General features: G+C 63.0%; 19 protein-coding genes. 9 read left to right on the top strand and 10 right to left on the bottom strand.

Translation table 11 applies throughout. The annotated features are described in order from the left end of the window. Positions 1-11: 11 nt before the first annotated feature. On the bottom strand, positions 12-1,022 hold the full coding sequence (locus ACLKOZ_RS03600; RefSeq protein ID WP_436472857.1) for a phosphotransferase enzyme family protein: 1,011 nt from the start codon (positions 1,020-1,022) through the stop codon (positions 12-14). Positions 1,023-1,271: 249 nt separating this feature from the next. Then, complete coding sequence (locus ACLKOZ_RS03595) at positions 1,272-1,454, bottom strand: hypothetical protein (protein WP_436472856.1); 183 nt, start codon at positions 1,452-1,454, stop codon at positions 1,272-1,274. Positions 1,455-1,537: 83 nt separating this feature from the next. On the opposite strand from ACLKOZ_RS03595, the gene ACLKOZ_RS03590 reads away from it, so the two are divergent. Further along, on the top strand, positions 1,538-2,737 hold the full coding sequence (locus tag ACLKOZ_RS03590; protein ID WP_436472854.1) for a Fic family protein: 1,200 nt from the start codon (positions 1,538-1,540) through the stop codon (positions 2,735-2,737). Positions 2,738-2,950: 213 nt separating this feature from the next. After that, positions 2,951-3,136 (top strand): hypothetical protein, encoded by a 186-nt coding sequence (locus ACLKOZ_RS03585; protein WP_436472852.1) that lies wholly within the window; start codon positions 2,951-2,953, stop codon positions 3,134-3,136. Positions 3,137-3,173: 37 nt separating this feature from the next. Here the strand turns inward: ACLKOZ_RS03585 and ACLKOZ_RS03580 are convergent, their stop codons facing one another. After that, positions 3,174-3,383, bottom strand: a complete 210-nt coding sequence (locus ACLKOZ_RS03580) for a hypothetical protein (RefSeq protein WP_436472850.1) — start codon at positions 3,381-3,383, stop codon at positions 3,174-3,176. 246 nt (positions 3,384-3,629) lie between these two features. On the opposite strand from ACLKOZ_RS03580, the gene ACLKOZ_RS03575 reads away from it, so the two are divergent. The 3 genes from ACLKOZ_RS03575 (at position 3,630) to ACLKOZ_RS03565 (ending at position 5,815) form a co-directional block, all read left to right on the top strand. Further along, complete coding sequence (locus ACLKOZ_RS03575; RefSeq protein WP_436472848.1) at positions 3,630-3,968, top strand: hypothetical protein; 339 nt, start codon at positions 3,630-3,632, stop codon at positions 3,966-3,968. A 198-nt stretch (positions 3,969-4,166) separates the two neighbouring features. Next, positions 4,167-5,132, top strand: a complete 966-nt coding sequence (locus ACLKOZ_RS03570; protein ID WP_436472846.1) for an NINE protein — start codon at positions 4,167-4,169, stop codon at positions 5,130-5,132. Between the two features lie 80 nt (positions 5,133-5,212). After that, on the top strand, positions 5,213-5,815 hold the full coding sequence (locus ACLKOZ_RS03565) for a DUF6919 domain-containing protein (RefSeq protein ID WP_436472844.1): 603 nt from the start codon (positions 5,213-5,215) through the stop codon (positions 5,813-5,815). Between the two features lie 4 nt (positions 5,816-5,819). On the opposite strand, the gene ACLKOZ_RS03560 is transcribed toward ACLKOZ_RS03565, so the two are convergent. Together ACLKOZ_RS03560 and ACLKOZ_RS03555 are read right to left on the bottom strand one after the other, a co-directional pair. Then, a complete protein-coding gene (locus tag ACLKOZ_RS03560) occupies positions 5,820-7,136 on the bottom strand; it encodes a BNR-4 repeat-containing protein (RefSeq protein WP_436472842.1) in 1,317 nt (438 codons plus the stop codon). Between the two features lie 134 nt (positions 7,137-7,270). Next, positions 7,271-8,521, bottom strand: a complete 1,251-nt coding sequence (locus tag ACLKOZ_RS03555) for an MFS transporter (protein WP_436472840.1) — start codon at positions 8,519-8,521, stop codon at positions 7,271-7,273. Positions 8,522-8,576: 55 nt separating this feature from the next. Between ACLKOZ_RS03555 and ACLKOZ_RS03550 the strand changes: the two genes are divergently transcribed. Continuing rightward, a complete protein-coding gene (locus ACLKOZ_RS03550; RefSeq protein WP_436472838.1) occupies positions 8,577-9,092 on the top strand; it encodes a hypothetical protein in 516 nt (171 codons plus the stop codon). Between the two features lie 88 nt (positions 9,093-9,180). Here the strand turns inward: ACLKOZ_RS03550 and ACLKOZ_RS03545 are convergent, their stop codons facing one another. Next, positions 9,181-10,569: a flavin monoamine oxidase family protein gene (locus ACLKOZ_RS03545; protein ID WP_337345213.1), complete on the bottom strand. Its 1,389-nt coding sequence runs from the start codon at positions 10,567-10,569 to the stop codon at positions 9,181-9,183. A 108-nt stretch (positions 10,570-10,677) separates the two neighbouring features. Between ACLKOZ_RS03545 and ACLKOZ_RS03540 the strand changes: the two genes are divergently transcribed. Then, a complete protein-coding gene (locus ACLKOZ_RS03540) occupies positions 10,678-11,445 on the top strand; it encodes a TetR/AcrR family transcriptional regulator (protein ID WP_436472836.1) in 768 nt (255 codons plus the stop codon). Here the strand turns inward: ACLKOZ_RS03540 and ACLKOZ_RS03535 are convergent. From ACLKOZ_RS03535 to ACLKOZ_RS03520, 4 genes are read right to left on the bottom strand one after another with little or no spacing between them, the layout of a single operon-like run. Beyond that, a complete protein-coding gene (locus tag ACLKOZ_RS03535; protein ID WP_436472834.1) occupies positions 11,442-11,867 on the bottom strand; it encodes a universal stress protein in 426 nt (141 codons plus the stop codon). The two genes, ACLKOZ_RS03540 and ACLKOZ_RS03535, sit on opposite strands and share 4 nt — an antisense overlap. Next, positions 11,864-13,393: a tripartite tricarboxylate transporter permease gene (locus ACLKOZ_RS03530; RefSeq protein WP_436472832.1), complete on the bottom strand. Its 1,530-nt coding sequence runs from the start codon at positions 13,391-13,393 to the stop codon at positions 11,864-11,866. The genes ACLKOZ_RS03535 and ACLKOZ_RS03530 overlap by 4 nt, the downstream gene beginning before the upstream one ends. 9 nt (positions 13,394-13,402) lie before the next feature. Continuing rightward, entirely contained in the window at positions 13,403-13,984 is a 582-nt protein-coding gene (locus ACLKOZ_RS03525; protein WP_337345209.1) for a tripartite tricarboxylate transporter TctB family protein, read from the bottom strand. 5 nt (positions 13,985-13,989) lie between these two features. Continuing rightward, complete coding sequence (locus ACLKOZ_RS03520) at positions 13,990-14,991, bottom strand: Bug family tripartite tricarboxylate transporter substrate binding protein (protein ID WP_337345208.1); 1,002 nt, start codon at positions 14,989-14,991, stop codon at positions 13,990-13,992. A gap of 142 nt (positions 14,992-15,133) precedes the next feature. Between ACLKOZ_RS03520 and ACLKOZ_RS03515 the strand changes: the two genes are divergently transcribed. Further along, positions 15,134-16,021: a LysR family transcriptional regulator gene (locus ACLKOZ_RS03515; RefSeq protein WP_436472830.1), complete on the top strand. Its 888-nt coding sequence runs from the start codon at positions 15,134-15,136 to the stop codon at positions 16,019-16,021. Positions 16,022-16,169: 148 nt separating this feature from the next. After that, entirely contained in the window at positions 16,170-17,084 is a 915-nt protein-coding gene (gene kdgD, locus ACLKOZ_RS03510; RefSeq protein ID WP_337350477.1) for a 5-dehydro-4-deoxyglucarate dehydratase, read from the top strand. The last annotated feature ends 23 nt before the right edge of the window (positions 17,085-17,107 follow it).

Raw genomic sequence — 17,107 nt, 5'->3', positions numbered from 1 at the left:
CCTGACTGCGGTCAGATCCCGTTCCGCAGGAGGCGGTCCCGGTGCCAGCGTTGATGTTCCCGCAGTGAAGCGTCCAATTCCCGGACCCAATCGGGCCGCTCACCATCGCCCGCATCCAAGACGCCCTCCAGTTGCCCGATCATGCGAGCGGATGCGGCCAGCGAGTGCAGGGGCAAGCTGGCCTCCTCGGCTGACGTGAAGGCTCGCCGGCTGCGGTAACCCGCCAGGAATGCTGCCAATAACTCGGGCCGTTCTCTGGAGCCCAGGGTGGTTCCGGTCAGGTCCCGGACGGCAAGGGCGACGTCGGCGGCGAACCAGCCGTGGTGAGCCTCATCGGCGTCGAAGAACGCTACTCCCCCGGGACCGAACCGGATGTTGTCCAATTCAAAGTCACCGTGGCAGATGCCGTGCGAGTACTGGTCCGGGTCGAGTTTTGCGATTTCGTCCTCGACGGACCGGATGGCGCATCTCAATGGATCCTTAGCTAACCCTCCCGGGAGCGTCCCGCCCGATTGTTCCTGAACTGGCGGCGTGTCCACTCTGGGTGGTGCCGGCTCCGGAGCTCCATTTCCACTGGCGTGAAGGCCAGCCAGCGCTGCTCCCCACTTGGCTGCGTGCCCGGCGGAAAGCTCCTCGACGGAAAGTTCCGCGCCCGCGGCCGCGGGCACAAGCATCGCAACGACCCGGCCGTCCGGAGTCTCGACGGCTTCAGAAAGCTGGCCGTTGTTGCTCGGGATCGGCGCCACGGCACCCAGCCCCTGGCCGGCCCAGCCAGCCAGCAGCGGCATCGAGTTGGCGAGCTTCACTGCGGCCGTGGACCCATCCCGGGCAAATCGCAGATAGGCAGGCGGCTCGCTTCCGTCCGGGGCCGGGATGACGAAGACGTGGGTGGCACTCGACCGCAGCCACCGGGCGGAGCCCGCCGGAAAGCCCCAAGCCGCTGCAACGGAATCGGCTACCGGGCTGCGCCAGCGTTCATCCACGGTCCTGCTGATTCGCCAGATTTCGGAAATGGGAAGCACGGGATAAATATGGCACAAACGGTGTTGTAGTCAGGGGTAGCGTCCCGGGTACCGACGCGTTTCTTTATGTAACGTCGGTTATCGGCACTAAAACCACGGGAGTAGAAGTAGCTGCGAGAACTCCCGTTCCGTGACTAATTCGGGGTTTTGCAGGTCTATCCGTCATGGGCGCCCTTCGCCGAAATTCGAACGCTCCCTCATCAGAGAACGCAAGCAGGCAGGCATTGCCCACTAGAAACAGCGCGGGGCCTACAAAGGGCGCACGAAGACCCTGACACCGGAACGTTTCGCCGAGGTCTTTACCACGGCGACCCTCACCGCCGCCGCGACCATCATCACCACAGCGAGCACAAGCACCACCGTGGTGACGACGAGAAGCGCCGGAGCGTGTCGGCGGTGGCCGCCGAGCGCTGCACCCCACTGGATCGTCACAAACCATGACCAGTGACGCCGTTATTCGTACTTTGGCCCGAAAATAGGAATAAGCTCGCTCTTATTCAGACTTAGGAGAACCGATGACCGATTTCTGGCCAGCGCATGGAAGCAAAACCATGCCATGGAAATCCTCGGGCCGGCCACCCCGTGAGGACCGCGATTTCACGGAAGTGGTCGTCTCCCTGCCGCCCCAGATCTCCGACCTCTGGTACTCCCCCAGCCGCGAAACCATAGTTGCCCTTGAAGAGGCGGCCGTAGGGGTTGCCTCCCTGGATGTCACAGCGAGCTCCCGTATGGCCGCTATCAGCGGCTTCCTGCTGCGCAGTGAAGCAGTATCGTCTTCCAAGATCGAGCACGTCAACGCCAACCGCGAGGACTATGCACGCGCCATGGTCGGGCTGAAAGCCAGCGCCAACGCGCGATCCATGGTTGCTGCTGCTGACGCGGTGCAGGCGATGATCAACGCCGCGGGCCACACCGGCGAGATCCTGCTGAAGGACCTGCTCGCGGCTCACCACACCCTTATGAAGGACGATCCGGTCGACGGCCCGCACGCCGGGAAGGTGCGGGATGTTCAGAACTGGATCGGTGGCAGCGATTACTCGCCTCGCGGAGCTATACACGTCCCACCCCCGCCGGAGCTCGTTCCGGACCTGATGGCGGACCTGATGGTCTTCTGCAACCGCAAGGACATCCCGATCATGGCTCAGGCCGCCATCGCTCACGCCCAGTTTGAGTCCATTCACCCCTTCACAGACGGCAATGGACGCATCGGGCGTGCTCTAATCGGAGCGATCTCCCGTCGCCGCGGACTCACCAAGAACACCGTCACACCCATTGCCTCGGCGATGGTCGCCAACGTCGACATGTACTTCAGCCTGGTCAACAACTACCGGACCGGCGATGTTGACCCTTTCGTCCTGTACCTGGCTCAATCGGCTCTCCACGCTTCGGATGCGGCACGTGAATCCGTATCAGCCTTGGATGCCCTGCCTGCACAGTGGGTGGAGATGGCGAAACCCCGAAAGGGGTCTGCCGACGAGAAGATCATCCCCTGGCTGCTCGAGCGGCCTGTGTTTGAGGCCCACAGCGCCGCCTACGCTGCCGGCGTTGCTGAGAAGTCCGTGTACGGCGCCCTGGAACGGCTCACCGAGGCCGGAGTCATCAGCTTGGTCGGGACATCCCAGCGCCACCGGGCCTGGGCTGCAACGGAAGTCTTGGATGAGGTCGACCGGCTCAACAAGCGGCTCGCCGAGAATGCGCCCGCCGCAGCAAAGTGACGCAGCGACAGAATCGGCTGCCAAGGGGGGTCGGACCACCGACCCCCCTTGGCAGTGAACGCAAAAAACTGGCTCCGTACGCATTAGGTTGAACAGGAATACCTCGGAATTTTCGATCCATTTGGGGTGAATCATGGCCGAGCAGCAGAACTCATCAATAAAGACGTAACCAGCCAGACGTGTGTCTGCGGCAACTCAGCCGGGGAGGAGGGCATGATCGCTGCCAACTCGCTGGCTTCCCGGTTCATATCGAGGAAGCTGAAGTCCCCGCAGGTCCGGCGGCATGGCCCCGACGACGACATCCACACGCTTTGCCCCTCCTCAGGTCTCCAAGCCGAAGCCATACTCGTCGTGACCTTGGCCAGAGATCTTGCACAGCACAAGTCCCAGTCGGCTTAGCGCTCAATCCGCCGCCAGTACTGCGCCGACCCCATATTCAGAGCTCCCAGGCGGCGTCTGAGGTGTCGGGTTGTTCGCGTTCCGCGGGGGCCTGCGGCGTGAGTAGCTCTTCCCAACCCTTCGGGGAGAGGCTCGTCCAAACTTTCCAGGGTGGTGTTCGGATGGCCGCTTCCGCGCCGGAGGCCCATGAGATGCCGGGGATCTTGCCGGCCGCAATGGCAAGGTCCGGAAGCAAAGAATGGGTCATCTCCGACCCCATGGCCCTCGGGTTTTGGACGGTCGATTGAGATGGTCAAATCGGTTCAGGAAGCAGTCAAAAGCAAGGCACTCTTGATCGCTAGCAGCTATCCACGGAACTCGACGATACCCTCGTCGCTTCAACAATCCGCAACACCATTCACATGCTGCTCGCCTGACAGCCCCTATTGCTGGTCACACGTCAGGTTTAAACTGGTCTTGCACTCAGCGGTTGCGTGCACAAAAGGAGAAGGTCATGGCGGTCATCGAGCAAGTGCGTGAAGGAATGCACGTCGTAGCGTCGGATGGGAAGAAGATCGGCAAGGTAGAGGACCTGAAAATGGGCGATCCGGAGGCAGTGACCTCGGATGGCCAGACAAACCCTGAAACAGGAGGCCTCGTCAACAGCGTGATCGATGGCTTTGCTGTGTCCTCCAAGTTGCCCCGGCATGCCGCAGAGAGGCTGCTGCGGATTGGCTATGTGAAAGTCGACAGGTCCGGTTTCCTGGCCGGTCACGCCTACTTCGCCGCGGATGAGCTGGACCGGGTTGAGGGCGACACGTTGTGGCTCACAGAGGGTAGGAACGCGGATTAAGGAATAAGGAGTAGCGCCTTGGTGGCGCCAGGCGACGAAACGGTCACTCCGTGTAGACGGGATACCTAAGGTCACCGTGCGCGGGGACCGCAGGCCGTCGTCTAGAATTTTCAAAGCATCATCGGTACTGGGGGCAGCCGATCGTGGATCCCCGTGCTGTGAGCGCCATCGGCCAAACAGAAACGGGATCCAGCAAACATGAGTCACCCCCCTTACCCCCACTCGCCCCAGAATGACACCGGAGCAGGAGCTCCGCCGATCCCGAACGCACCGTCCAGTTTTGAAGGGCAATACCAGGGAGCACCGCAGGGCGGGTACCAGCCAGGACCAGGTTCAGGCCCTTACGGCTACGTTCCCTACACCAATGGTCCGGGCAAGTCCTTCATGACCACCTGGATCCTGTCCCTCCTCCTCGGCAGCCTGGGTGTGGACCGCTTTTACCTGGGCAAGATCGGCACCGGCATTGCCAAGCTGCTGACCGCCGGCGGACTCGGCATCTGGTCCATCGTTGACCTGATCATCACGTTGACCGGCAATGCCAGGGACAAAGACGGCCGACCGCTGGAGGGGTACACGGAGAGCAAGAAGACGGCATGGATCGTCACGGGCGTCGTGTGGCTCGTCGGGCTGGTCGTGGGAATCCTGTATGGGCTCGTTGCCATTGCGTCCACCGCAGCAATGATGGAGCAGCTTCAGAAGTCGCCGGCCACGCAGTCGGCCGCTGCGGAGGACACCGCCAGCGAAGCAGCACCCGCACCACCTTCCGGCAACGCCAACTCCTTCGTGGTTACTGTGTCCGATGGCAATACAGCAAAGGTCACCGTCATAGATTCCCTCTATGTCACAGAGATTCCCTCCATGTCCTACATGACTCCGAACAACGGCGGGTTCCTTCTGGTGGAGGTGTCTTGGGAGACGCTCACTGGAATGAGCTCCCCCAGCCCTGCCAACTTTGAGGCCTACGATGCGGACGGTAACGAGGGCGAGGGCATTTATCTGGAGGAGGGTGCCCTGCCGAGCGAGATGGACAGCCCGGCTGGCCAGGTCCACAGTGGAGTGATTGCATTTGACATCAAGAACGGACCCACCACCATCGAGATCAGCGATGACTACGGCGACAAGGCATCGACCTTCACGCTGACAGCTCCTGTGGGTCAGTTGTAAATCCACGCCCACAGGTCCGAGGTTAAGTGCTGTGTCGTTGTGGCTGGAGTGCAGCCACAAGACGCCGGTAGCATCCGAGGATGGAACCCACAGAAGCGGAAGTCCGTGACCAGTTCGGCAGGAACCTGGAGGACAAGGGTGCCTGGCGGCAAGCCACCACTCTTGACGCCGCCGGGGAACTGACGGCGCGCTGGCTCGAAGGGAAAAGTGAGTACCAGGCGGCTACCTTCACGGTCCGCTATGACGACGAAACTGAACCCATCGCCGTCGAACTGGCAGCTCTTAACAGAAGTGGTCTCTTCACCAAGGAATCCCAGCCCGGCCTGCAGGTCGGGGAAAGCGCGCAGCGCCAGTACGTCACAGGATTCTGCAGCGCCGAAACCGCCGCCGACCTGCTGGCTCTGTCCACCCGGTCCGACCTCGTCACCGTTGCCCACGCCCCCGGTGAGTCCAGCAGTGCGTCCATAGCGGTAACGCTCGACGGCGGCGAGGTAGTGACAGTGTTGGGTTCCAGTGAGAATCCGGTCACCGAGGATCAGATCCGGGACTGGGCGGAGGAAAGCAACGAAAGCTTGGCATTGCTGCTGGCCGACTCCTGGTACGTGGAGATCCTGGACCCCGTGTGGGGCAGGAACGACGTCCTGCTCCCGGCTGTCTTCGCCGCACTGACCGCCCGGCAGTAGGCGCCTACCGGGCCTCAGCTCCCCTGTTCTCCGTGACGACGGCGACGATCTCCGTGTTGTACGACTGGGATGACCGCATGGAGCCCCGGAACCAGCAGAGGGCATGCACGCCTGCGTCCCCCGGGACCACCAGGGGGCGCAGGTTGTCCACTTCGGAATCGGAGGTGACGGCCTCCCAGTCCCAGCTCGCGCCGCCGTCGGACGTCCGTCCCGAATAAATCTCGTAGTGGTCCGTCGGGCCTCCGGAGCGCGGATCCACCGGCGCGGAGATGTAAACGTGGTCAAGGTCGTGAGGATCCACGGCACCTAGCCCGGTGTAGTCCTGTTCGTGCGGGAGCAGGGCGGGCCCCGCGACAGCGAGCGGGTGGAGGCTCCAGGCCGAGCCGTCAAAGCGTGCGTACAGCAGGCGGTGATCGTCGACGTCGAGGCGTTGCTCCCGCTTCAGCACACCGTTGACGTCGTTGGCGCGGCAGGTGATGATCGCGGCAAGTTGGCCTCCCTGCCTTCGCAGGTCGGCGGTCCATCCGTGGGTGAGGACATCGCCGTCGAGCTCGGTGCCTGCCTCGAAGATGGTGGTCAACCCAACCTGGCTGACCCCGGCGGACCCGATCACGGGCTTGCTGATGACCTGCCCGGCCGCATCGTGCAGGGCATCCCCCTGGACATAGCCGTGGTAAATGCTGTTGTTGTAGTCCCGGGGATGGTGGTCGGTGGTGATGAGGTCGATCCGGTCCGTGCCGTTGGAGCAGTACCGGGTGTAGCCGTTGACGTAGCCCACCTTGGGACGGGTAAAGAGCTTTCCGCCGTAGCTCCAGGTGGCGCCGTCGTCGTCGGAAACCATCAGGGTGGGGTCATCGTTGATGGCACGGACGAAGTTGTAGGTCCGTGACTCGTTGGCGAGGCGGTGCAGGTTGGAATAGGTGGCGCCGCGGCCGCCTGCGAGTTCGGTCCAGTCGAAGGCCTGTTCGGGCTCCCACTCGCTGGCGTCATGCGGCCGGACTGAAACACGCCAGCGAGAGTAATTGTCCGTCTTGTGCTTGGCGTACATCGCCAGGTAGTGCCCGTCCGGACGGATCAGCAGCGCCGGCGCGTTGTGGTCGTCCGATTCGAGATGCTCGTGGAGGACGTGGACTTGGCTTACACCCGTGGCCAGGTCCAGGACCGCCACTTCGACGTTGCCGCCGCGGTGTTCGCCGCCCGGCCCCTCGGGTGCGGGGACGGAGCCCACCAGCAGGGTGTTGTTCACGGGATCGATCAGCGCCCGATCATCCTGGAACCAGCACCAGGCACCGTTGTCGTTGAGCATTACTGGAGCGTTCATCATTGAGTTCCCCTGCGGTTGCATCGTTTCAAAAGAAGGATTACGACCATCGTAGTCAACTTGCTTCCTCCAGCCCGACTATGGCGGGTTCATAACTACCTTGTCCCCCACCAAGAAATGCATGGCTGCCTCTCTCAATGCGCCGACGCCGGGACGTGGGTGACGTCGTCGACGTCGTCGATGATCGGCGGTTCCTTGATCCACAGCATGGTGACCGCGGCCAGACCGAGGAGCACACCGGCGAACACGATCGCATTGTTCGGGTTGGCTCCCAGCAGATGCTCGTAGATCCAACCGAACGTCACCGACTGAATCATCATTGGCACCACGATCATCATGTTGATGATGCCCATGTAGACGCCGTACCTGCTTGAGGGGATCATCCGGACTGCCATGATGTAGGGCACTCCCATGATGGAGGCCCAGGCGATCCCGAGGCCGATGATCGGGAGGAAGATCAGGAACTTGTTGTCGATGAACGGGAAGATCACCAGCCCGGCAGCCGCCAGCAACAGGCATACGCAGTGGACCATTTTGGCGCCGCGACGCCGTGCGAAGGCAACCAGGGCAAAGGCGACGCTGAAGGTGATGATGTTGTACCAGCCGTTGACGAGGCCGGTCCAGGCGACAGCATCTTCCTTGCCTTGCAGGTTGTCCGGGAACACTGACTTGGCAACGGACAGAGCCACGAACTGCCAGTAGCAGACCATGCCGTACCACTGGAACAGGTACACGACTGCGAGCTTGCGCAGCTGGCGCGGCATCACGCGAATCGCCTCGGCGATCTCCTTGACCGCGGGAACGAGGCCGCCCTTCATCGCTCGCAATGCCGCGAGCTCCTCTTTGGATGGCGGGGTCTCCGGCGTGGTCAGGACGGAGACGAGCACTGTGGCGATCGAGCACACGGCACCAACCATGAATGAGCCGACCACCCAGTACGGGATGCCGGCTTCGGTGGCCCCCTGGATGATTTGCTGGAAGACGAACAGGGAGATATTGGCCAGGGTGATGCCGAGGCCGGTGAAGAACGCCTGGGCCAGGAAGCCCTTACCGAGCTGGGAAGGAGGCAGTTTATCGGCTATGAACGCACGGTACGGCTCCATGGCCGTGTTGTTGCTCGCATCCAGGAGCCACAGCAACATCACCGCCATCCAGACCGCGGTGACGAAGGGGAACAGGAACAGGCACAGGGCGCAGCCGATTGCGCCAATGAGGAAGAACGGCTTGCGGCGCCCCCACCGAGGGCTCCAGGTGCGGTCCGAGAGGGCCCCAATGAGGGGCTGGATGAGGAGGCCGGTGATCGGCCCTGCCAAGTTGAGGATGGGCAGATCGGCGGGGTCTGCGCCGAGGAACTCGTAGACCGGGTTAATCGCGGTCTGCTGCATCCCGAAACTGTACTGGATCCCGAAAAACCCGATATTCATCAAGAGGATCTGCCGCATGTTCATCAACGGTTTCTGCCGAAGGGCCCCCGTTTGCTGCATGCTGGACTGCTTCGCCGAACTCATAGGCGTTTCCTTCTTACGGGCTACCCCCGCTGTCGACGAGCTTAACCATCATACTCGGTTCCATCGTGAGTCGAACGGCATGAATAACCCGGCTGAAATGTGCCCGCAACACTGCTGGGGTGTAATTGCGATTCAACTTTTGAAAGGCGGCAGGATGAACGGCACCATGACGGGCACAAGAATTGCAGATCCCATCACAAGGGAAACAATCGAGCTCCGCACCAATCCTGTCCGCACCCAAATAATTGAGCATCTGGCACTGCGCGGAGCAAGCCGGTTATCGGACATTTGCGACGCCGTCGGCTCGCCCCGGGCAAGTGTGCAATATCACTTATTGAGGCTGGAGGACGCATCAATTATTCGGTGCAATATCCCGGCTGGCGAAAGAACCGGGTTCACCCCTTTCTACTACCTGACTGGCACGAACGGCTACTTTTCGACCGTATAGGCGGGGGTCAGCCCGTTCCTGGGTATGCCGCCTTCGTCGAGGCCACCCGCCCTGGAATCGGGCCGCCGAGTGCTGACCCGGCTGACAGCTACACGCCGGCCGGCTCGGCCACACGGGCAACTTCGGCAATTCGGGCGGCAGTGAGCCGGCCCATTCGGATGGCTCCGTCCACGTGCTGGTAGCCTTCCGCGGCGAGGTCCGAGGAGCACCAGTAGATGGGGCCGACGGGGGTGTGCTGGTCTTTTCCGTAGCGGTGGAGCCCGCCCAGGTCGTAGCTGGACGCGTATGCGCCCCGGGTCCACTCCTCGGAGCCCCAATCCGATTCGTAATACACCTCGGGGTCCAGCGCCCTGTCCCCCAGGAACCCGGCGATCGACTCAAGCACCAGGCGCTTGCGTTCGTCGGCACCCAACTCGAAGACGGCGTCGGCCTTTTCATCCGAGATAAAGCCCACCAAAGTCCCGCGTGCATCGCCGTGGTTGGTGTTGTCGTAGACCTCCTGGACCAGCGAGCCGGCGCCGAATCCGGTCCCGGAAAGGCCCTCCTCGCGCCAGAACGGCGTGCTGTAGACGGCATGGACCTTGATGACCAGGCCCAGCGACTGGTGCTGGTGCATCTGGTGCTGGCGGCGCGGCAGCGGCGGGTTGAAGGAAACACGCGAATAAAGGTTAGGCGGCACGGCCATGATCACAAACCGTGCATTCACGGTTGCCCGCTCGGATACGACGGTGACGCGGTGGCCGTCCTCATCATGCTCCCAGTTGATGGTTCGCACGGGACTGTCGAGAACGACGTCGTCACCCAACTCCCGCGCCTGCAGCAGGGAGACCTGCTGCATTCCGCCCACCACGCGCTTGTCCAGGATGAAGTCCTCGTCGGTGAGGTGGGTGAAGGACCCGGCAGAGGCTGCCATCAGTACGGCCTGGAGCGCGGAGAAGGCGTGCGCGGGCTTGGTGAGCATGCCGCCGGCGATGAACAGGCCGATATTGTTGCACGCTTCCTCGTTGTCGGAGTTGGCGCGCAGCCAGTGGTGGAAGGAAACCGTGTCCAGGTCCCGGGCTTTGGGATGCGCCCAGGGTTCGGTAGCACCGATTTCGGCGGCCAGTCCGTCCAGCAGGGCAATGAGTTTGTCCATTTCGACGGCGGTGGCCGGGTCCACCGGGAAGGAGTCGCCGGTGTAGCGAACAGGTTTGCCGTCGGCTCCGATGTAGACGGACTCGCCACTGCGGTAGCGGGAATAGGTCTTCAGGCCCAGTTCATCCAGCAGGTCCAGGAGCACCGTCTGGTCCGGCGAGACCCACTGGCCGCCGATCTCCAGCATGGCCCCGTCCACGGTGTCCGTCCAGGTGCGGCCACCCACGCGGTCCCGGGCTTCCAGCACGGCCACGGTCAGTCCCGCTTTCTTCAGTTCACGGGCTGCGGTCAACCCGGAGGGTCCCGCTCCAACGACCACAACGTCGCGGTTTAGGTTCAGCATGATGTCCTCTCTGTGGCTGCGCCAGTGATACGCGCCACTAAATGAATGCCATTCATTTATTAGAACTATAGCGGTTCACGCCGCGCTCGGGAAGACGTGGGTGGAATAATGCTGGGGAACCCCCACGAAAGGGCCCGCACCATGCCGGCTGCCGCCGCACCAGGAACCACCGCCGGAAAAGCCGGCACCAGTACCGCCGCCGGCGTCGCCACGGGACCCGCTGACGGGGCAAAGGGCGCACGACGCCGGGCCGGCCGCCCCTCGGCGGCCCTGCTGGACCAAGCCGGCATTACGGCAGCCGCCCTGGAACTCATCGGCAAGAAGGGCTACGACGGCCTCACGATGGCTGCCTTGGCACGCCAACTGGACGTGGCGCCGTCGGCCCTTTACAACCATGTGGCCTCCAAGCGTGATGTCCTCCTGCTCGTGGAGGACCACCTCGCGGCCCTGGTCGATGTTTCGGGATTCGGGGCGCGGCCGTGGGAAGACGCCGTGCGGACGTGGGCGTGGAGCTACCGCGATGTTTTTGCCCAGCACACTCCGCTGATCCCTGTCATCGCGGTCCTGCCCGTGACGGACGCACCGCAGACCCTGGCCATGTACGAGACCGTGAGCGCCGGTTTCGTGGCGGCAGGCTTTCCCGAAGAGCGGATCGTGTCCGCGATCGTGGCCCTGGAGTCATTCATTTTCGGCTCGGCCTATGACGTCACGGCGCCGGCGGACATTTTCGACGCCGGCAGCATGGCCGAGGCGACTCCGCACTTCAGTGCGGCCGTACGGAGCCTGGCGGCGCGGGGCGACGAGCGCCCCGCGGACGTAGCCTTCGGCCTGGGGCTCGATGCACTCATCACTGGACTCGGGGCGCTGCGGGGCTAAGGGCGCGCTGAACGAGGTACTTCCCAGGCGCCGTCCGCCTTGACGGCGAGGACCGGGCGGTCGGCCTGCATCAGGATCCGCTGGGCGTGGCTTCCCAGGATGAACTTTCCTACCTGGGTCCGGTGCCTGAGCCCGATGACGATCAGTGATGCATTGGCCTCGCGGGCGACGTCAAGGAACTCATCGGCGAGGTCGTGCTGGTAGGGGGGCTGGATCACGGTGGCCATGACGCCGGCTTCTGCCGCGCGGCTGGCCGCCCGTGCCAGGACATTGTCCGGTGCCACTGACTTATCCACCAGCGCGCCTTCCCTGGCCGAGTTGACGATCACCAGGTCCTCGTTGCGGAGCTTGGCTTCGGCAATGCCTGCCGTCAGCGCGGCTTCTCCTGCCGGCGTGGGGACGAATCCGACGATGATGCTCATACCTTCTCCTTGATTTCCGGCGTGACAGCCGTAGGGGCAATTGATTTGCGCTTGGCGATAGCACCGCGGATGACCGGAAGGACGGCTACCAGGACGAAGACTGCCAGCAGGGTTGCGGAGATCGGACGGCCAAAGAAGCCCAGGGAGTCGCCGCCGAACATGAGCAGCGAGCGGCGCATGGAGCTTTCCAGCAGTTCGCCCAGTACGAAGGCCAGCACCAGGGGTCCCGGCTCGAAGCCGAACTTCTTCATGAGGTAGCCGATGATGCCGAACACAACGACGAGCGTGACGTCGAACATGCTGTTGTTGATGGTGTAGGCACCCAGCAGGGTGATCAGGGCCGTGACGGGTGCCAGAATGGCAGCCCGGACGCGGAGGATCTTCACGAAGATTCCCACAAGCGGCAGGCTCATGATCAGCAACAGGACGTTGCCGATGTACATGGAGTTCACCACGCCCCAGAAGAGTTCCGGATTCTGCTCCACCAGCTGCGGTCCGGGCGTGACGCCCTGGATCAGCAGCGCACCGAACATCAGCGCCATGGTGGCGTTGGCGGGGATGCCAAGGGTCAGCAGCGGGATAAAGGAAGACGTCGCGGCAGCGTTGTTGGCAGTTTCCGGGCCGGCCACACCTTCGGGTGCGCCCTTTCCGAAGCGCTCGGGCTGCTTGGCCCGCTTCTTCTCCAAGGCGTAGGAGGCCATGGACGCAATCGTGGCACCGCCGCCGGGCAGGATGCCCAGGAAGAAGCCCAGGACCGAACCTCGGCCGATCGCGCCGGAGGCCTGCTTGAGATCCTTGCGTGAAGGCCAGACGTTAGTGACTTTCGACGGCGCCTTGGCGGCCCGGTGGCGTTCCTCAAGGTTGTAGAGGATTTCGCCGAGTCCGAAGATGCCCATGGCGATCGGCACAAAGTCGAGGCCGTCGGCCAGTTGCAGGCTGCCGAACGTGAACCGGCTTTCACCGGTGAAAATGTCGCGGCCCACGGTGGCGAGCAGGAGCCCAAGGGCCGCGGCGATGAGTGCCTTGGCCTTCGAACCGCTGCTGATGGTGGCCACAAGGAGGATACCGAGCATGGCCAGGGCGGTGTACTCGGGTGCACCGAAGTCCAGGGCGAAACTTGCCACGATGGGCGCCAGGAACGTCAGGCCGATGATGGCTGCGGTGCCACCGATGAAGGATCCAATGGAGGCCAGCCCCAGTGCCGTTCCTGCCCTGCCCTGCTTTGCCATCTGGTAGCCGTCGAAGACGGTGACCACCGAGGACGCTTCACCGGGAAGCCGCAGGAGCACGGAGGTGATGGTGCCGCCATACTGTGCGCCGTAAAAGATGCCGGCCAGCATGATGATGGCGGTGACCGGCTCCACGTTGTACGTGAGCGGAAGCAGGATTGCGATGGTTGCCGCCGGTCCAAGGCCGGGCAGCACACCGATCAGCATGCCGATCACGACGCCGATCAGGCAGTAGAGGAGGTTGGTCGGCTCCAGGACAACCGCAAATCCGTTGATAACGGGATTCAGAAAATCCACGGGGGTCTCCTAGAAGAGGTGGGGAATGGAGGTGTTGAGCGCCAGGACGAAGATCGCGTAGAAGGCAATAACGACGGCGGCACTGACTACCAGCGTGGAGCGCCACGTTTCGCCGCCCAGGAATCGCATCCAGATAACGCACAAGACCAGGGCCGGCAGCTCAAAACCGATCAGCGGCATCAGGGCCACCATGGCGGCGAGCGTCACCAGGCCGGTCAGCGGGGCCGCGGACATCCGGGTGAATTTCTCCGCATCGCGGTTGTGCCGGCCCAGGATTAGTTGGAAGAGTCCAAGGGCTGCCATGACGCAGCTGATGATGAACGGCCACAGGCCAGGCTGGGGCTTGTCCGGCGTTCCCAGCCCCATGGAGACCGAGAGGATGACCGCGCCAATTCCGACGCCAAGGACCACCAGCGACGACGCCGCGTTGGCGAGGGCCCCGGCCGCGGGAGGCTTTTCCTCTTCCCACTGGGCTGCGAGTTGCTCTGGTGTCAGGTCATCGGGAACTTCGCTGGGGAGGGTGCTCGGGGTGTCCCCGCCGGAGGCAGCTGACGTGCTGCCTCCGGCGGGCACTGCGGGGGTTCCTTTCACAGGAATCACTTAGTTCCGCTGAGGCTGATGTCGTACTTCTCCACCAGTTCCTTGTACTTAGTTGCGTATCCCTTCCAGTCGGCGACTACTTCCTCACCGGAAATCTCCTTCGGGGTCAGCATGTTCTTCTTGTTGAACTCCTTGTAGGCATCCGACTTGAAAGTCTCCTGGAAGGCCGCGAGCAGTTTCTCCTTGACGTCCGCGGGCGTGCCCTTGGGGGCGGCGACGGCGCGGTACTGGGCTACCGGTACGTCGTAGCCGGCTTCCTTGGCAGTGGGGGTGTCCGGCAGGAAGCTGTTGCGTTCCTCCGAGAAGACAAGGAGCGGTGCCACCTTACCGGCTTCGATCTGCGGCATCGCTTCGCCGAGCTGGATAGTGGCGAGCTCCACCTGGTTGCCGAGCACAGCCGTCAGGGCCGGTTTGCCGCTGTCGAAGGGGATGTCCGTACCCTTTACGTCCGCCTGCTTGAAGAGTACGGTCTGGGCAAGCTGGCTTCCGGTGCCAACGCCCGTGGTGCCAAAGGTGACGTTGCGGCCGGCGCCGGATACGTCGTCGAACGTCTTAAACCCGGACTGGGTGCTTGCAACCAGCACGTAATCGTCCTGCGACAAGCCGGCGATGATGTCCAGGTCGTCGATGTTCACGGCTTCGTCCGGGGTGACGGCCAACGGAGTGATGGTGATCAGGGATGCTGTGAGGAGGACCAGTTCCTGTCCATCGGCGGGCTTGCCTGCCACTTCCTTGGTGGCGAGGGCGCCGTTGGCACCGGGCTTATTCACAACGGGCATCGGCTGGCCCAGGGTCTTGGAGGCGCCTTCGGCAAGGGCGCGGGCGATCAGGTCCGTGCTGCCACCTGCAGCCTGGCCTACCGAAAGGTTCACGGGCCCGGAGGGGTACTTGGCGGAGTCTGTTGCGCCGCCGGCGACATTGCCGCAGGCCGTCAGCGCCAGCAGCGTCACGGCAGAGGCCGCACCGAGAATTGTGCGGCGGGTGGGGAAGTGCATCATTGGAACTCCTTGAGGAAATCTCCGGAACGGGGGTCCGGCATGTGATGTGAACCGAATCACTGGCTCGCTGTGACGACTATAGGGAGCCGCTATGATGCCTGTCTAAGCCCTAAAATGCATCGGGTGATACCGGAAAGGCATCATGTTTACTTTTGACCAACTGGCCGGATTCATTGCCGTCGCGGAGGAACTCCACTTCGGACGGGCCGCGGAAAGGCTGAACATGACCCAGCCTCCGCTGAGCCGCCAGATCCAGAAACTGGAGAAAAGCATCGGCACGGAACTGCTGGAACGCGACAACAGGAAGGTGCAACTCACTCCCGCCGGCATCGCCTTCCTGGACGAAGCCAAGCGTCTTATGGCACTGGCTAACCGGGCGCCGATTACCGCGCGCAGGATCGCCACAGGGCGCGCAGGCGTGTTGCGCGTCGGGTTCACCGCGGCCAGCGGGTTCAGCATCCTGGGACCGCTGCTGGAAGAAATCGCCACAATCCTTCCCGAGGTGGACATCGACCTCCAGGAACTCGTCACGGGTGAGCAGATCCAAGGGCTGCTGACGGGAGAGCTGGATATGGGCCTGGCCCGGCCGCCGTTCGACCGCGAAGTCTTTGATTCACACCTGCTCTACCGCGAGTCCATGATGCTGGCAGTCCCGGCCGGGCACCGGTTGACGGAGCTTTCCAGGCCCGTGGAGGACGCAGACCTCCGGGACGAACCCCTGATCATGCATTCACCCACCCAGGCCGCCTATTTCTACGACCTGGTGATACGCATGCATGACATCCAGCACGGGAATGTCCTCCACACCGTGAGCCAGATCCTGACCATGGTCTCCCTCGTGGCAGCACGGCGGGGGGTGGCTTTTGTGCCACACTCGGCCACGCTGCTCGCCATCAAGGGCGTCGAATTCCTACCCCTCGCCGGGCCCAGCAGCGAGGACCCGGTGGAGCTCCACGCCATCTGGAACCGTAAAGTCGCCAACCCGGCACTCCGGCGCCTCCTCCAGGACCTGGAATTCCGGACAGAGTAGCGCGGGGATCCGGCAAACCGATCGACGATACATTTTGGGTATCAATCAATACGAAAAGGCACTTAGACAGGCATCAGTCACCCTGCCTACTCTTGACACGAACCAACACCCCTTAGCCGGCAGCGGCATTCACACAGAGGACAACATCGTGGCAAAGTACACCCCGCAGGAACTGGCAGACACCCTCAAGGAAGGCCTGCTGTCCTTCCCGGTGACGTCGTTTGATGCCCAACTGCGGTTCGATGAGGAAAACTACCGCAAGCACCTTGCCTGGCAGGCGAGTTTCCCTGTGGCTGGCCTCTTCGCAGCGGGCGGCACCGGCGAAGGGTTCTCCCTGACGCCGTCGGAATCGGAGCGCGTGGTCCGCACCGCCGTTGAAGAGGTAGGTGGCCAGGTTCCCGTGCTCGCATCCGCTGGCGGTTCCACCGCCCAAGCCATCGAGAACGCCAAGGCTGCCGAGGCAGCGGGCGCCGATGGCCTCCTGCTCCTCCCGCCGTACCTCACCGAGGCTGACCAGGGCGGCCTGATTGACCACGTCAGCGCCATCTGCGGCGCAACGTCGCTGGGTGTGATCATCTACAACCGAGCCAACGCCATCTACAAAGACACCACCGTGGCCACCCTCGCGGACCGCCACGAGAACCTGATCGGTTTCAAGGATGGCGTGGGCGACCTTGAACACGATGCCCGGGTTTACGCCAAGCTCGGCGACCGCCTCTTCTACCTCGGCGGCCTGCCCACGGCAGAAACCTTCGCGCTCCCGCTGCTCCAACTGGGCATGAGCACTTACTCTTCCGCCATGTACAACTTCGTTCCGCAGTTTGCCCTGGATTTCTACCAGGACGTCCGTAATAACGACCGCGTGGCCGTGAACAAGAAGCTCAATGACTTCGTGATCCCATACCTGGACATCCGCGACCGAGTGAAGGGATACTCCGTCTCCATCGTCAAGGGTGGCCTGGACGCCATTGGCCGCTCGGCCGGCGGTGTCCGCCCGCCACTGCAGAACCTGGCTCCGCAGGACTTCGCGGACCTGAAAGCCCTCATCGCCACCGTCTCCTGATCAACCGTCTCCTGAACACCTTC

The organism is Arthrobacter sp. R4, assembly GCF_051365025.1.
In the GTDB taxonomy this organism is placed as follows: Bacteria; Actinomycetota; Actinomycetes; order Actinomycetales; family Micrococcaceae; genus Arthrobacter.
This window is presented reverse-complemented; position numbering and strand designations above follow the sequence as displayed.

Bases quoted from the DNA above. Each gene is read 5' to 3' on its own strand.
- ACLKOZ_RS03590 (WP_436472854.1), top strand. From the start codon at position 1,538: ATGACCGATTTCTGGCCAGCGCATGGAAGCAAAACCATGCCATGGAAA.
- ACLKOZ_RS03585 (WP_436472852.1), top strand. From the start codon at position 2,951: ATGATCGCTGCCAACTCGCTGGCTTCCCGGTTCATATCGAGGAAGCTG.
- ACLKOZ_RS03580 (WP_436472850.1), bottom strand. From the start codon at position 3,383: ATGACCCATTCTTTGCTTCCGGACCTTGCCATTGCGGCCGGCAAGATC.
- ACLKOZ_RS03575 (WP_436472848.1), top strand. From the start codon at position 3,630: ATGGCGGTCATCGAGCAAGTGCGTGAAGGAATGCACGTCGTAGCGTCG.
- ACLKOZ_RS03570 (WP_436472846.1), top strand. From the start codon at position 4,167: ATGAGTCACCCCCCTTACCCCCACTCGCCCCAGAATGACACCGGAGCA.
- ACLKOZ_RS03565 (WP_436472844.1), top strand. From the start codon at position 5,213: ATGGAACCCACAGAAGCGGAAGTCCGTGACCAGTTCGGCAGGAACCTG.
- ACLKOZ_RS03560 (WP_436472842.1), bottom strand. From the start codon at position 7,136: ATGAACGCTCCAGTAATGCTCAACGACAACGGTGCCTGGTGCTGGTTC.
- ACLKOZ_RS03555 (WP_436472840.1), bottom strand. From the start codon at position 8,521: ATGCAGCAGACCGCGATTAACCCGGTCTACGAGTTCCTCGGCGCAGAC.
- ACLKOZ_RS03550 (WP_436472838.1), top strand. From the start codon at position 8,577: ATGTTCATCAACGGTTTCTGCCGAAGGGCCCCCGTTTGCTGCATGCTG.
- ACLKOZ_RS03545 (WP_337345213.1), bottom strand. From the start codon at position 10,569: ATGCTGAACCTAAACCGCGACGTTGTGGTCGTTGGAGCGGGACCCTCC.
- ACLKOZ_RS03540 (WP_436472836.1), top strand. From the start codon at position 10,678: ATGCTGGGGAACCCCCACGAAAGGGCCCGCACCATGCCGGCTGCCGCC.
- ACLKOZ_RS03535 (WP_436472834.1), bottom strand. From the start codon at position 11,867: ATGAGCATCATCGTCGGATTCGTCCCCACGCCGGCAGGAGAAGCCGCG.
- ACLKOZ_RS03520 (WP_337345208.1), bottom strand. From the start codon at position 14,991: ATGATGCACTTCCCCACCCGCCGCACAATTCTCGGTGCGGCCTCTGCC.
- ACLKOZ_RS03515 (WP_436472830.1), top strand. From the start codon at position 15,134: ATGTTTACTTTTGACCAACTGGCCGGATTCATTGCCGTCGCGGAGGAA.